General features: G+C 71.9%; 12 protein-coding genes. 5 read left to right on the forward strand and 7 right to left on the reverse strand.

Going from position 1 to position 13,835, the window contains the following annotated elements; genetic code table 11:
* The first annotated feature begins 17 nt into the window (after positions 1 to 17).
* Together CP973_RS39815 and CP973_RS01595 are read left to right on the forward strand one after the other, a co-directional pair.
* Positions 18 to 503, forward strand: coding sequence for a hypothetical protein (locus CP973_RS39815; RefSeq protein WP_208853117.1), 486 nt, complete (start codon positions 18 to 20; stop codon positions 501 to 503).
* A 190-nt stretch (positions 504 to 693) separates the two neighbouring features.
* On the forward strand, positions 694 to 945 hold the full coding sequence (locus tag CP973_RS01595; RefSeq protein WP_244409233.1) for a DUF7848 domain-containing protein: 252 nt from the start codon (positions 694 to 696) through the stop codon (positions 943 to 945).
* A gap of 27 nt (positions 946 to 972) precedes the next feature.
* On the opposite strand, the gene CP973_RS01600 is transcribed toward CP973_RS01595, so the two are convergent.
* The 6 genes from CP973_RS01600 to CP973_RS01625 all read right to left on the reverse strand — a co-directional run bounded on the left by CP973_RS01600 (position 973) and on the right by CP973_RS01625 (position 8,644).
* Positions 973 to 1,203: a DUF6458 family protein gene (locus CP973_RS01600; RefSeq protein WP_150236903.1), complete on the reverse strand. Its 231-nt coding sequence runs from the start codon at positions 1,201 to 1,203 to the stop codon at positions 973 to 975.
* 97 nt (positions 1,204 to 1,300) lie between these two features.
* Entirely contained in the window at positions 1,301 to 2,041 is a 741-nt protein-coding gene (locus CP973_RS01605) for a DUF4232 domain-containing protein (RefSeq protein WP_150236905.1), read from the reverse strand.
* Between the two features lie 348 nt (positions 2,042 to 2,389).
* The gene (locus CP973_RS01610; protein WP_150236906.1) at positions 2,390 to 4,387 is read right to left on the reverse strand and encodes an AfsR/SARP family transcriptional regulator; all 1,998 of its coding nucleotides are present in this window, start codon (positions 4,385 to 4,387) and stop codon (positions 2,390 to 2,392) included.
* A gap of 1 nt (position 4,388) precedes the next feature.
* Entirely contained in the window at positions 4,389 to 5,684 is a 1,296-nt protein-coding gene (locus CP973_RS01615; protein WP_150236908.1) for a M18 family aminopeptidase, read from the reverse strand.
* Between the two features lie 406 nt (positions 5,685 to 6,090).
* On the reverse strand, positions 6,091 to 7,917 hold the full coding sequence (locus CP973_RS01620) for an acyl-CoA dehydrogenase (protein ID WP_150236911.1): 1,827 nt from the start codon (positions 7,915 to 7,917) through the stop codon (positions 6,091 to 6,093).
* A gap of 268 nt (positions 7,918 to 8,185) precedes the next feature.
* Positions 8,186 to 8,644 carry a hypothetical protein gene (locus tag CP973_RS01625; RefSeq protein WP_150236913.1) on the reverse strand — a complete coding sequence of 153 codons (459 nt, stop codon included), beginning with the start codon at positions 8,642 to 8,644 and terminating at the stop codon, positions 8,186 to 8,188.
* An 82-nt stretch (positions 8,645 to 8,726) separates the two neighbouring features.
* Between CP973_RS01625 and CP973_RS01630 the strand changes: the two genes are divergently transcribed.
* From CP973_RS01630 to CP973_RS01640, 3 genes are all read left to right on the forward strand, one after another.
* On the forward strand, positions 8,727 to 9,197 hold the full coding sequence (locus tag CP973_RS01630) for an SseB family protein (protein WP_003980379.1): 471 nt from the start codon (positions 8,727 to 8,729) through the stop codon (positions 9,195 to 9,197).
* A 191-nt stretch (positions 9,198 to 9,388) separates the two neighbouring features.
* Positions 9,389 to 10,345, forward strand: coding sequence for a pirin family protein (locus tag CP973_RS01635; RefSeq protein WP_150236915.1), 957 nt, complete (start codon positions 9,389 to 9,391; stop codon positions 10,343 to 10,345).
* A gap of 94 nt (positions 10,346 to 10,439) precedes the next feature.
* Complete coding sequence (locus tag CP973_RS01640) at positions 10,440 to 11,576, forward strand: AI-2E family transporter (RefSeq protein ID WP_244409234.1); 1,137 nt, start codon at positions 10,440 to 10,442, stop codon at positions 11,574 to 11,576.
* Here CP973_RS01640 and CP973_RS01645 read toward each other — a convergent pair.
* Positions 11,489 to 13,720 carry an ATP-binding SpoIIE family protein phosphatase gene (locus CP973_RS01645; protein WP_150236917.1) on the reverse strand — a complete coding sequence of 744 codons (2,232 nt, stop codon included), beginning with the start codon at positions 13,718 to 13,720 and terminating at the stop codon, positions 11,489 to 11,491. The genes CP973_RS01640 and CP973_RS01645 overlap by 88 nt on opposite strands.
* Between the last annotated feature and the right edge of the window lie 115 nt (positions 13,721 to 13,835).

Genomic DNA, 13,835 nt, shown 5'->3' on the forward strand with positions numbered 1-13,835 from the left:
GTGGGCACGCTTGGTGCATGGTCAGCGTCGAGAGCGGACAGAGGCAAGGACAGACCGCGCACCGTCGAAGCGGGCACACCCTGAGATGCCGTCAGGCACTCGCGGACGCGGCAGCGGGCATGTCACCGGGCGGGACCGCCGTACCCACCGACCCCGCGAGAATCGCCCGCTTCCGCTGCGTGATCTACCTGTGCGGCGCACCCGACACCGACCTCGGCACAGCCCGCAAGGAATGCACCGAGTACGCCGGTGGATTCGGGTGGGAGATCACCGACGTGATCGAGGAGTACATGGGGTTGCTGCCCCCTGAAGGACGCGACGGGCTGCGGCGAGCAGTCGAGTGCGTGCAGCTCGGCGAAGCCGGTGCCGTGCTCACCGCATGGCGCTCGATGATCTCGCCATTGCCTCAGGAGTACGACGCCATCGCGCGTGAGGTCGAAAAGGCCGGCGGTTTCCTGCACATCAGGGATTCGGGGCGCAAGCAGGAGGAGCGGAAGCCGTGACCGTACCGCAGGAAGACATGAGCCGCCCGCCTGCACCCGCGCCCGGCTGTGAGACATGCACAGCACTAGCCGCGCAGCGCGCAGAGGCCCGAGCCCGGTTCGACGCCAGCGCACAGACCGATGCCAACGTCCTCATGCGCCAGCACCAGCGGCGGGAGCATTCCTGATGCCTCGTCGGACGTTCCGGTACGTGCCTTTCACGATCACGCAGGACCGGACGGCGGAGCCGGAGTACGAGGCCCGGTGCGTGTCGGGGGACGAAACCGAATGCGGCGCGGTCTCCGGTACGTACCACGCGCCGGGTCCGGTCGAGGAGTGGCAGCGCAAGCACACACAGGAGACCGGGCACCGGCGCTATCGCCGGAATTTCGGGGATTACGCGGTGCTTCAGCCTCCGCCGGGTTTTGCCGAGTGGGCGTGGACGACTGCTGGGTCGCCGTGATCACTTGCCGGTACGGGCTCGCGCCCGTCAGTCCTCGTAATGCATCCGATGCGTCTCCTCCACCACCGGGGCCGCCGGGCTCGGTGGCTGCATGCGGCGGCGTTTGAAGATGCTGACGTAAGCCGCTATGCCGATGATGCCTACGGCCATCAGGATCAGGCCGACGAGGTGCACGTTGACCCCGGCCATGTGCCAGTCCACCGCGAAGGTCAGGATGCCCCCGATCGCGAGTAGACCGATGCACCATCCGATGCCCATGGTTTCCGCCTCCGTACGCGATTGGATGTTCCGGGCCGGTCGTTGCCCGGGTACCCGGCGCCCCGAGTACCAATCGCGCGGCGCGGCGGGCCCGTTGTCAGGGGGCGAGGGCGGGGTTCAGGTCGCGTTGCCAGTGCGAGACGCGTGCGGTGTCGTCCAGGTGGACGCCCTGCGGGAGCCGGACGCGGGCCTGGGGGCCGGGGAGGGTGTGGCCGTCGCGGTCGGTGAAGGCGATCGACAGGGAGCGGGTTGCACGGCCGGTGGCGGACGGGGTGAGGGTGGCGTACGCGGTGCCGCCCGGAGTGAGGGTGAGTGAGGAGCGGTGGGCGCGCTTGGCGTGCGGGGCGAGGGCCGCGTCCGCGTCGTCGGGCCGCAAGTGGGGGAAGCCGTGCAGGTCACAGGGGGTACCGGAGGTGTTGGTGACCTGGAGGAGGATGCGGCCGGGCGGTTGGGGGAGCGGCTTGGCGGCGAGCGTCACCTTGGCCGGGTCGCAGGAGGCGTGTCCGCCGGTGACGGCCTGGCTGGTGTGGGAGCCGGTCATGTCCGGGCCCAGGGGTTCGTCCGCGCCGCCGGAATCCTTGCCGAAGGGGTGGAACGGCCTGCCGTCGCTCGTCTTGAGCGCCTCCTGACCGCCGCACGCGGTGAGCAGGCCGAGGGCGGCCACCGCCGTGAGCCCGGCGGCAGCGGTCCGCAGCGTGCGGGTACGGGTGCGGGTACGGATGTCGGCGAGCGTACGGGTACGGGTGCCGGCGAGCGTACGGGTACGGGCGCGCCCGCCGCCGTTGCGGCTGCGGTCGCGGCGTGCGGTGGCTGCCTCCGTAACGGTGCGGCGCGGCATGGGGTCTCCCGGGGTCGCTGCTGGTGCTGCATGCTGCGATGCCACCTTGACCTGCCGGGCTGCCGCTTGACTAACGCTTCCCTAACGGAACCGGCACGGAGTGGCAGCGGCGGTGCGGACCACCGCGCCGACCACGGCAGCCCGTATCCGGCCGGGGGGATCGGTACCGGCCGGGGTGGACGGTTTCGCGGCGAAATGCGGCCTGTCGCGTACTACCGCACGGGTTCAGGCGGCTTTCATCCTGCGGTGGGGTGCCCGGGGCGTCGACCATCGGCCGAGCGGCGCACGCGTATGCCCGCGTACGTAGGGGTCCGGGACCCGAACCCCGGTGCGCCGCTCGGCCCGCCTTCAGCTTCCGCCGCTCCCGCCGCTCCCTCCGCCCGGCCCCTCGTCCCGGGCGAACAGCTGCGTCAGCGTGCTGATGGTGTAGACGTCGGTGGCCTCCTCGTCGACCAGGTGCATTTCGGCGAGGCGGTCCAGGCCGTCCTGGATGTCCTCCGGGGCGGAGCCGGCCAGGGACGCGGCGACGGAGGCGTTCAGGTGGCCGTCGGCGTTGGCCGCGAGGGCCCTGAGCAGCCGTGCGTCGTCCGCCGAGAGGCGGGCCACGGACATCCGAAGGGCCGCCGCGACGCCGGTGTCCTCGGCGGACAGCAGGGCCAGCCGACGCCGTTCGTCGCGCAGCGCGGCGGCCAGGCGGGCCAGCCGCCAGCGCGGGCGGGCCGTCAGCTGGGCGGCTGCGGCGCGCAGGGCCAGCGGCAGCCCGTCGCACAGCTCGACCAGTTCGCGCGCGGCGTCCGGGTCGTCGGCGACCCGTTCCGCGCCGAGCATCGCGCCGAGCAGCGCCGTGCCTTCCGCCGCGCCGAGCGCCTGGAGGGGCACCGGCCGGGCGACGTCGGTGGCGACCAGGCCGTCCAGGCGGCTGCGGCTGGTCACGACCGTGGCGCAGTGTTCGCCGCCGGGCAGCAGCGGGCGTACCTGCGCGGAACTCTGCGCGTTGTCGAGGACGACCAGCAGCCGCCGCCCGGCCACCAGCGACCGGAAGAGCGCGGACGCGGACTGGGCGGAGGTGGGGACGCGGTCGGGCGGCGTGCCGAGCGCCAGCAGGAAGTCCCGCAGGATCTCGGCCGGTTCGGCGGGCGCGCCTTCGTTGAAGCCGCGCAGGTCCGCGAAGAGCTGCCCGTCGGGGAAGGCCTCGGCGTGCCCGTGGGCCCACTGCACGGCGCACGCGGTCTTGCCGACACCGGCCGGGCCGGTGACGACGGCGAGCGGGCTCTCACCCGGTACGGCGGACCGCACCACGGCGCTCAGCGCGGTGAGCTGCTGCTCCCGCCCGAGGAAGCGGGCGGGTGGGCGGGGGAGCAGACGCGGGGCGGAGGGGCTGGCGGAGGGAGTGTCCATGGCGGCGGGGCCGCCTGCCGCCTGCGCGGGCACGCGGGGGTCCGACTGGGTGGGTACGCGAGGGTCTGCCTGGGCATGTGCCCGGGGGTCCGCCAGGGCGGGTGCCCGAGGGGCAGCCTGCGCGGGTACGCGGGGGTCCGCCTGGGCGGCGTTGCCGGCCGTACGGGCCTGGGCCCGCCCGCCGCCGGACTTGCCGCCGCCCTCGGCACCCTCGGCCCGCAGGATCTCCTCGTACGCCCTCTTGAGCCGCGCCCCCGGCCCGACGCCCAGTTCCTCGTCGAGGAGCCGCCGCGTCCGGTGGTACCACTCCATCGCGTCGGACTGCCGCCCCGTACGGAACAGCGCCTGCATCAGGTCGGCGACCATCCCCTCCCGCAGCGGGTTGTTGACCGCCGCGGTGTAGAGGACCGCCGCGGCCTGTTCGTGTTCGCCCAGCGCGCTGTGGGCACGCGCCAGGGCCTCGGTAGCGGTGAGCCGCTGTTCCTCCAGCGCGTGCGCGGCGGCGGCGAACGGCGGGCTGGTGACGGTGCCGGTGAGTGCCGGGCCGCGCCACAGGCCGAGGGCCTCGCGGAGCAGCGGCACCGCGTCGCCGGGAGCCGCCTCCGGGCGGGCGAGCGCGACCAGTTCGCCGAAGCGGTGGGCGTCGATCAGCTCCTCCGGCAGGCGCAGCAGGTACGCCGAGCCGTGGGTGGCCAGTTCGATGCCGTACGCCTCGGCGCCGCCCCCGGCCAGCGTCGCGCGCAGCCGCGAGACGTGGCCCTGCACGACCGTACGGGCGTGCTCGGGCGGTTCGTCCTCCCACAGGGAGTCGATCAACTGCTCCAGCGGGACGGTGGTGTTGGGCTGCAGGAGCAGCAGCGCCAGCACACTGCGCCGCTTGGCGGGCCCGAGCGCCAGCTCACCGGAGCCGGTGGCGACGGATATCGGGCCCAGCAGGGAGAAGTCCAACTCAGTTCTCCAGGAAGGCCGTCAGGGCGCCGGCCAGCATGTGCGGGTCTTCGCTGCCGCACAGCTCGCGGGCCGAGTGCATGGACAGGATGGCCACACCGATGTCGACGGTGGCGATGCCGTGCCGCGCGGCGGTGATCGGGCCGATGGTGGTGCCGCAGGGCATGGCGTTGTTCGACACGAAGGACTGCCACGGGACGCCGGCCCGCTCGCAGGCGTCGGCGAAGACGGCGCGGCCGGTGCCGTCGGTGGCGTAGCGCTGGTTGACGTTGACCTTGAGGATCGGGCCGCCGTTGGGCAGCGGGTGGTGGCCCGGGTCGTGCCGTTCGGTGTAGTTGGGGTGCAGCGCGTGGCCGGTGTCGGAGGACAGGCAGACCGTGCCGGCGAAGGCGCGGGCGCGGTCCTCGTAGGTGCCGCCGCGTGCGAAGACCGAACGTTCCAGCACCGTGCCGAGCAGCGGGCCGTCGGCGCCGGTGTCGGACTGGCTGCCGTTCTCCTCGTGGTCGAAGGCGGCGAGCACGGGGATGTACGGGGGTTCCTCGGCGGCGGTGGCGACCGTCGCCAGCGCGACCGTACCGGCGTGTACGGACAGCAGGTTGTCCATCCGCGGGCCGGCCACCAGCTCGCGGTCGCGGCCCAGGTAGGCGGGCGGTTCGATGCTGTGCAGCATCAGGTCCCAGCCGCGTATGCCGCCGGCGGCCGCGCCGATCTCCTCCTCGACGAAGGCGATCAGGTCGCCCTCGCGCACCTCGCCCAGGCCCCAGATCGGCGTCATGTGACGCTGCTTGTCGAGCTTGAGGCCGTCGGCGTTGACCGAGCGGTCCAGGTGGACGGCGAGCTGGGGGACGCGCATCAGCGCGCGGTCCACGTTGACCAGCCGGGTGCTGCCGTCGCGCAGCGTGACCCGGCCGCTGAGGCCGAGGTCGCGGTCGAGCCAGGTGTTGAGCAGGGTGCCGCCGTAGACCTCGACGGCGACCTGCCGCCAGCCGCGGTGGCCGGTGTCCGGGATCGGCTTGACGCGCAGGTTGGGCGAGTCGGTGTGGGCGCCGACGATGCGGTACGGGGTGGCGGCGGTGGCGCCCTCCGGGACGTACCAGGCGATGATCGCCCCGCCGCGCAGCACGTACTTGCCGCCGCTCTCCCCGTCCCAGGCGTCGGTCTCGGCGACCTGCCGGAAACCCGCTTTCTCCAGCCGCTCGGCCGCGTTGGCCACCGCGTGGTACGGCGAGGGCGAGGCGGCGAGGAAGGACATCAGGTCGTCGGTGTGGCCGCGGTCGAAGCGGGGGCAATGGCTCATGGTTTCAGCATAAGGACTGCCGGGTGCCCTTCCCTGGTATACGAATCCGCATGCATCACGGTATGGGAACCTCGCTGCCCTTTGGGGCAGGCGGAGGGCCCCGGAATGTGGTCCGGGCACGGGATCACGGCTCAGCCCTGTACGGCTCAGCCCGTACGGCTCCGCCCCGTACGGCTCGCTCCGCACGACGCTGCCCTCGTACGAACCCACCCCGTACGAACCCACTCCCGTACGCCCCGTCCCCCACGACGATGCCCGCCTCCCCGGGGGATGGGAGGCGGGCAACGCCAGTCTTGCGCGCTTGTCTGAGAACGCTGTGAGAGCGTCCCGGTCACCGTCCGTTTCCGGACGGTGCTTAAGCCGTCATTAGAACGCCCTCAGTGCGTCCCACGTCCCTCGGGACCCCTCAGAACGCGGCCTCGTCCAGCTCCATCAGCGACTGGTCGACGGTCTCGGCCAGGCCACGCTGCACGGACACGCCCGGCAGCACGTTGTGCGCGAAGAACTTCGCCGCCGCGATCTTGCCCTCGTAGAACGGCTTGTCCTTGGCGGAGGCGCCGGCCAGCTTCTCGCTCGCGACCGCCGCGCCCTTCAGGAGCAGGTAGCCGACGACCACGTCGCCCGAGGCCATCAGCAGGCGGGTGGTGTTCAGGCCCACCTTGTAGATGGACTTCACGTCCTTCTCGGTGGCCGCGAGGTCGGTCAGCATGGCGCCGACGATGGCCTCCAGGTCGGCGGCGGCCTTGGCCAGTTCGCCGCGGGCGGCCTCCAGCTCCGCGCCGCCGACGGCCTCCGCGAGGAACTTCTTGATCTCCTCGGAGAGGGCGGTCAGGGCCTGGCCCTGGTCGCGGACGATCTTCCGGAAGAAGAAGTCCTGGCCCTGGATGGCGGTGGTGCCCTCGTAGAGGGTGTCGATCTTGGCGTCGCGGATGTACTGCTCGATCGGGTACTCCTGGAGGTACCCGGAGCCGCCGAAGGTCTGGAGCGACTGGGCCAGCTGCTCGTAGGACTTCTCCGAGCCGTAGCCCTTGACGATCGGCAGCAGCAGGTCGTTCAGGCGGGTCGCGGCGGAGGCGTCCTCGCCCGCGGCCTCCTTGGCGATGATCTCGTCCTGGACGGCCGCGGTGTAGAGCACCAGGGCGCGCATGCCCTCGGCGTACGCCTTCTGCGTCATCAGCGCGCGGCGCACGTCGGGGTGGTGGGTGATGGTGACGCGCGGCGCGGTCTTGTCCGTGAAGGCGGCCAGGTCCGGGCCCTGCACGCGCTCCTTGGCGTACTCCAGGGCGTTGAGGTAGCCGGTGGAGAGGGTGGCGATGGCCTTCGTGCCGACCATCATCCGCGCGAACTCGATGATCTTGAACATCTGGCGGATGCCGTCGTGCTTCTCGCCCAGCAGCCAGCCCTTGGCCGGGTGGTTGGCGCCGAAGGTCATCTCGCAGGTGTTGGAGGCCTTCAGGCCCATCTTGTGCTCGACGTTGGTGGCGTAGACGCCGTTGCGCTCGCCCAGCTCGCCGGTCTCCCAGTCGAAGTCGTACTTCGGCACGATGAACAGCGACAGGCCCTTGGTGCCGGGACCGGCACCCTCGGGGCGGGCGAGCACGAAGTGCACGATGTTCTCGGACATGTCGTGCTCACCGGAGGTGATGAAGCGCTTGACGCCCTCGATGTGCCAGCTGCCGTCCTCCTGCCGGACGGCCTTGGTGCGGCCCGCGCCGACGTCCGAGCCCGCGTCCGGCTCGGTCAGCACCATGGTGGAGCCCCACTGCTTGTCCACCATCAGCTGCGCGATCTTGCGCTGCTCCTCGGTGCCCTCGTCGTGCAGCACACCCGCGAAGGCCGGGCCGGAGGCGTACATCCAGATGGCCGGGTTGGCGCCCAGGATGGTCTCGGCGAAGGCCCACAGCAGGGAGCGCGGCGCGGTGGTGCCGCCGATCTCCTCCGGGATGCCCAGGCGCCACCACTCGGCGTCCATGTACGCCTGGTAACTCTTCTTGAAGGTGTCGGGGACCGGCGCGGTGTTGGTGTCCGGGTCGAAGACCGGCGGGTTGCGGTCGGTGTCGGCGAAGGAGTCCGCCAGCTCGTTCTCGGAGAGCCGGGCGATCTCGCTCAGCACGCTCTTGGCGGTGTCCACGTCCATCTCCGCGAACGGTCCGGTGCCGTACACGCTGTCGCGGCCGAGGACCTCGAAGAGGTTGAACTCGATGTCGCGGAGATTCGACTTGTAGTGGCCCATGGGTACGGCTCCGTAAGGTTCGGGAGGAGACCCAGCGCTTGGAAGCGAGGGACCTCAAACGCAATACCAGCAAGTAGCTCCGATGATGCTACCCGTCGGTAATAAGAAGCAACCCCTGACCGCCCATCTGTGACGAGCGTCCCCCGGGCCGCCTCCGCGCTCCTGCCGTCCTACGGCATGCTCATGACCCCACAGTCCTCACGACAGGCTCATGACCCTGCAAGGCCTTGCGGCATGCTCATGCCCCCTTCGGAACCCCGCAGCATGCTCACGGCCGGTCCGACCACTTCCCCGACCTGTCGCTGGTGGTCACCCGGCACACGGCGGGCTTGCCCGGACCCGGCGACTTCCCCGAGGCGACCTGGCGCTCGCCGTCGAGCAGGATCCGGCAGGAGGCGGTGCCGTTGCCGGCCGGTGTGACCTCCAGCAGCGCTTCCTCCCCGCCGTCCACGACGACCGTCTTTCGCCACGGCAGTCGCGTCTCACCGGCTTCCGTCTCGCGCCGCTCGCCGCCCGGGTCCGGGCCGGAGTCGTGCAGGTAGCGCATCTTGGCCGCGTGCGGCGGCCCGCCCGTGGACGTGGCCTCGTACGTCAGGGACCAGGCGGCCCCCGCGTCCCGGAGCTGGACGGCGCCGTACAGCATCAGTCCGCAGGCGGTCAGGGCGGAGACGGTCAGCAGCACGCCGCCGCGGGTGATGCGCGGTTTTCGGCGGTCACGGTCGGTCATCGGTGGCGGCCTCGGCTGGTGGGGGACGGTCTCGTTGGCCGTTCCAACGTAGTGGGCGTGCGGACTCAGTACGCTGTGCGGCATGTACGGCTACGACCAGAACGCGGGCGCCGGGCAGCAGCAGTACGGTGCGCCCCCGCCGCAGCACCCGGCCCCCGGCGGCTACGGCGAGCAGCCGCTGTACCCCGAGCCGTCCCCGCCGTCCCTCGCCGACGCGGTGCGTGCCTTCACCACCGGGTCGATGTCCGCGGAGGACTTCCAGGGCATCTTCTCCACGTCCAAGGTCTACTGCCCGCGCGGCGACAACCCCGGCTTCCTGGCGCTGCACAACACCCAGCAGCCGGTCATCCCGATGTTCACCTCGCTCAAGGAACTGCGCCGGTACGCGGGCAAGGAGTCCAAGTACTTCGTCATCACCGGCGCCGAGGTCCTCGACCTGCTCCCCACCGGCTACGGCTTCGTCCTGGACATGGAGGGCGACCACCGGATGGTCTTCGACGCCAAGTCGGTGGAGCAGATGGTCGACTTCGCGATGCGGCGAATGTACGGCTGAGGCTTCGCGCGGCCGCGTACGTACGGCTGAGGCCCGTTTCGAGCGGTGGCACCGGAGGGTGCCGCCGCTTTTTGCGTTTTCGCGCTGCCGGAACGATTGCTTCCCGCCGGGGCCCGGCGGGGAATGCCGGCCGCCTTGCTAGTTGTTCAGCCTTCAACTAAATTGAACGGCGAACGACCGAGGAGGCCGTCATGCCCGCAGTGACCGTAGAGAATCCGCTGACCCTGCCGCGTGTCGCGGCGCCCGCCGGGGCCCGGCCGCGCGGCGTGCTCGCCGTGGCCACCGCGCCCAGCGGCTTCGAGGGGGAGGGCTTTCCGGTACGCCGTGCCTTCGCCGGCATCGACTACAAGTACCTGGACCCGTTCATCATGATGGACCAGATGGGCGAGGTGGAGTACGCGCCGGGCGAGCCCAAGGGCACCCCGTGGCACCCGCACCGCGGCTTCGAGACCGTCACGTACCTGATCGACGGCAGCTTCATCCACCGCGACTCGCACGGCGGCGGTGGCGTGATCAACGACGGCGACACCCAGTGGATGACGGCGGGCTCCGGCCTGCTGCACATCGAGGCGCCGCCGGAGGAACTGGTGATGACCGGCGGGCTCTTCCACGGCCTCCAGCTGTGGGTGAACCTCCCCAAGAAGGACAAGATGATGGCGCCGCGCTACCAGGACATCGGCGGCGGCCAGGTCAAGCTGCTGACGTCGGCGGACGGCGGCGCGCTGCTGCGGCTGATCGCCGGTGACATCGACGGTCACCAGGGACCCGGCATCACCCACACACCGATCACGATGATGCATGTCTCGGTCAACCCGGGTGCCGAAGTGACCATCCCGTGGCGCTCGGACTTCAACGCGCTGGCGTACGGGCTGGCCGGGCGCGGCACCGCCGGGCCGGTCGGACGGCCGTTCCGCATGGGCCAGTCCGTGGTGTTCGGCCCCGGCGGCGACTCGCTCACCCTCCGGGCGGACGCCACGCAGGAGTCCCGCAGCCCCAACCTGGAGGTCGTCCTCCTGGGCGGTCAGCCGATCCGCGAGCCGATGATGCACTACGGCCCGTTCGTGATGAACACCCACGCCGAACTGGCCCAGGCCTTCGAGGACTTCCAGGCGGGGCGGCTGGGGACGGTGCCGGCCGAGGGGCACTGAGGACGAGGACGCGCGGCCCGGTACCCCGCGGGGAGCGCATCCGCTCCCCGCGGAATGCCGTCACGTACGGGCGGCCCCGTGATCCACTGGCAGGGTGCGAAACGATCTGAGATCCCCGGACCGTCAGCCGCTCCTCCCGGTCGCCGCCCGCCGTGCCGCGGCCTGGTGCGGTGTGGGCCTGCTCGTCGCCGCTGTGGTGGCCGTCGGCGTCTGGCTGTGTGTGCTGCTGAGCGCCGCCGTCACCCCTGTGCTGCTGGCGCTGCTCGGCAGTGCGCTGCTCGGGCCGGTCTACCGGCGGCTGGTGGCGATGAAACTCAACCGGTCGCTGGCCGCCGGGCTGACCTGCGCGCTGCTGGTCGTGGTGGTCGGCGGCGCCGGCTACATCGTCGTCAGCGCGCTGATCGACACCGGCGACCAGATCCTCGCCTCGCTCAAGGACGCCGCCAAGGAGGTGTCCCGGCACTTCGGCGCCGCGGGCACGTCACTGGACGACATCGTCTCGAACGCCAAGCCGTTCATAGGGAAGTTCGGCGGCACCGCGGCCAGCGGTCTGCTGGAGGGCGTCGGCGTCGTCGCGGCCACGCTCGCCGCCTCCGTGCTCGCCCTGTTCCTCACCTTCTTCTTCCTGCGCGACGCCGACAAGGCCGTCCGCGCGCTGCACGACTGGGCGCCCGGCGACTCGGGGCCGGGCCTGGAGCAGATGGCCCGCCGCGGCTTCCAGGCCATCGAGGGCTTCATGCGCGGTACGACGCTGATCGCGCTGATCGACGCCGTCGGCATCACCATCGGCCTGCTGATCCTCCAGGTGCCCGGCGCGGTCGGCCTGGGCGCGCTGGTCTTCGTCGGCGCCTACATCCCGTATCTGGGCTCGTTCCTGTCCGGCTCGGTGGCCGTGCTGGTCGCGTTCGCCGACGACCGCGGCCCGGCCATCGCGCTGTGGACGCTGGGCATCGTCCTGGTGGTGTTCTTCCTGGAGGGCCACATCCTCCAGCCGATCGTGCAGAGCCGTACGGTCCAGATGCACCCGGCGATCGTGATGCTCGCGATCACCGCGGGCGCCAGCGTCGCCGGGGTGATGGGCATGCTGCTGTCCGTACCGCTGACCGCGGCGGCCTTCGGCGTGCTCTCGGAGCTGCGCCGGCACTACGCCGCGGGCTCGGGCAGCGAGTCGTCGGAGAAGGCGTCCAGGTCCGGCAGCGACGGCTCGGCGCCGGCCGCCGCGTCCTCGTAGAGCTCGAACCACGTCGACTTGCCGTCGCCGCGCGGGTCCACGCCCCACGCGCCGGCCAGCAGCTCCATCAGCATCAGGCCGCGCCCCGAGGACGCCAGCTCGCCCGGGGTGCGGCGGTGCGGCAGCTCGTCGCTGCCGTCCGCCACGTCGACCCGGATACGGCGGTGGCCCCGCGCCCCGGTGATCTCCGCGACCAGCAGCGCGTCGCCGTCCGTGTGCATCAGCACGTTGGTGACCATCTCGGAGACCATCAGGACGGCGGAGTCCACCTGGTCCTCGTCGGTCCAGTCGTGCAGCACGTCGCGCACCTGGTTGCGCGCCTCCGCTATGCGCTCGGGCTCGGCCTGCCGCACGGTGAGCACCGTACGGCGTACGGGCTGGTGCGCCGCCGCGCCGCCGCTGCCCACCCCGCAGCTGCCGCCCTCGCGGCACAGCAGCAGCATCGCTATGTCGTCCTCGCGCCGGTCCACGAACGGGCCGGTGGTGTGGTACGAGGACGGGCCGTGCACGGCCTGTACGAGGGCGTCGGCCAGCCGCTCCAGGCCCGCCGCGTCCTCCAGGGCCGGGGCCACCACCGTCTCCGTGGGCTCCCCGTTCGCGTCCTCGGCCCCGTACGTCTCGATCACGTGCCGCAGCCGCGCCCAGCCCGACTCCAGGTCGTGCCCGCCGGTCTCGATCAGCCCGTCCGTACAGACCAGCATCGTCTCGCCGGGCTCCAGGACCAGCCGGGTGGTGGGGTAGTCGGTGTCCGGCACGATGCCCAGCGGCAGGCCGCCCGCGGTGGGCCGGACGAGCACGGTGCCGTCGGCCATCCGGATGGTCGGGTCGGGATGCCCGGCCCGCGCGATGTCCAGCAGGCCGGTGGCCGGGTCCACCTCGATGTAGAGGCAGGTGGCGAAGCGCGGGTCCTCGCCGCCGAACTCGGTGTCGTTGATCCCGGACAGGAAGCGGGAGGCGCGGGAGAGCACCGCGTCCGGGTGGTGGCCCTCGGAGGCGTAGGCGCGCAGGGCGATGCGAAGCTGTCCCATCAGGCCCGCGGCCCGTACGTCATGGCCCTGTACGTCGCCGATGACCAGCGCGATCCGGCCGGACGGCAGCGTGATCATGTCGTACCAGTCGCCGCCGACCTCCAGCCCGCCGCCGGTGGGCACGTACCGCGCCGCCACCGTCATGCCCGGGATGTCCGGCTGCACGGTCGGCATCATGCTGCGCTGGAGGCCGTCGGTCAGCTCGCGCCGCGACTCCTGGTCGCCGGCCCGGGCCAGCGCCTGGGCGAGCATCCGGGCGACGGTGGTGAGCACCGCGCGCTCGTCGGGCGTGAAGGCGACCGGGGTGCCGAAGCCGGCCATCCAGGCGCCGATCGTGCGGCCCGCGCTGACCAGCGGCAGAAAGGCCCAGGACGTGCGGTTGAAGGGCTCGGCCAGCGGCCAGGTGGCGGGGAAGCGGCGGCGGTAGGCCTCGGGGGTGGGCAGATAGATGGCGCGGCCGGTCCGCACCACCTCGGCGGCCGGGTACTCGGTGTCCAGCGGCATGTCGACGAAAGGCTCGATGTCGCCCTGCTGGTGCCCGTGGTGGCCGATGACGGAGATCCGGTCGCCCTCGATGCCGAAGACCGCCAGGCCGTCCGGGCTGAAGCCGGGCATGGACAGGCCGGCGGCGACCCGCAGCACCTCGGCGGTGGAGTGCGCCTCGGCCAGCGCGCGGCCCGCGTCCAGGAGGAACGCCTCGCGGGAGCGGCGCCAGTCGCCGGTGACCGGGGCGTGCGGGGAGGCGGTGCCGGGCTGGGTCTCGGGGATCTCCTGGACGGTGCCGACCAGCTCGTAGTCCGTGTGGTCGGTCTCGCTGCGCAGGAAGGCGCGGGAGCGGCTGCGCACGACGCGCAGCACCCGGCCCTCACTGTCCATCACGCGCAGCCGGGCCTCGGCGATGGTGCTCTCGGTGACGGCGAGGTTGACGATGCCGGTGATCTCGGCGAAGTCGGCCGGGTGGAGGTGGGAGCGCACCGCCGCCTCGGACAGTTCGACGGGCTCCGCGGGCAGCCCGAGCAGCCGGGCGGTCTCGGCGTCGAGGGTCACCTGTCCCGAGACGTTGTCCCAGCGCCACAGGCCGGTCGCGGTGGCGGCCAGGAGGTCCTTGGTGCGCATTGCATCACTTTAGGTGGGTTTGACGGGAGCCGACCAGCGCGGCGGATACCGCGGCGGACACCCCTATCTTCGCATGGCCCCATTGACGCGTATATGTCAATCGGCGGCCCGTGCC

Source organism: Streptomyces albofaciens JCM 4342, from assembly GCF_008634025.1.
GTDB lineage: Bacteria > Actinomycetota > Actinomycetes > Streptomycetales > Streptomycetaceae > Streptomyces > Streptomyces albofaciens.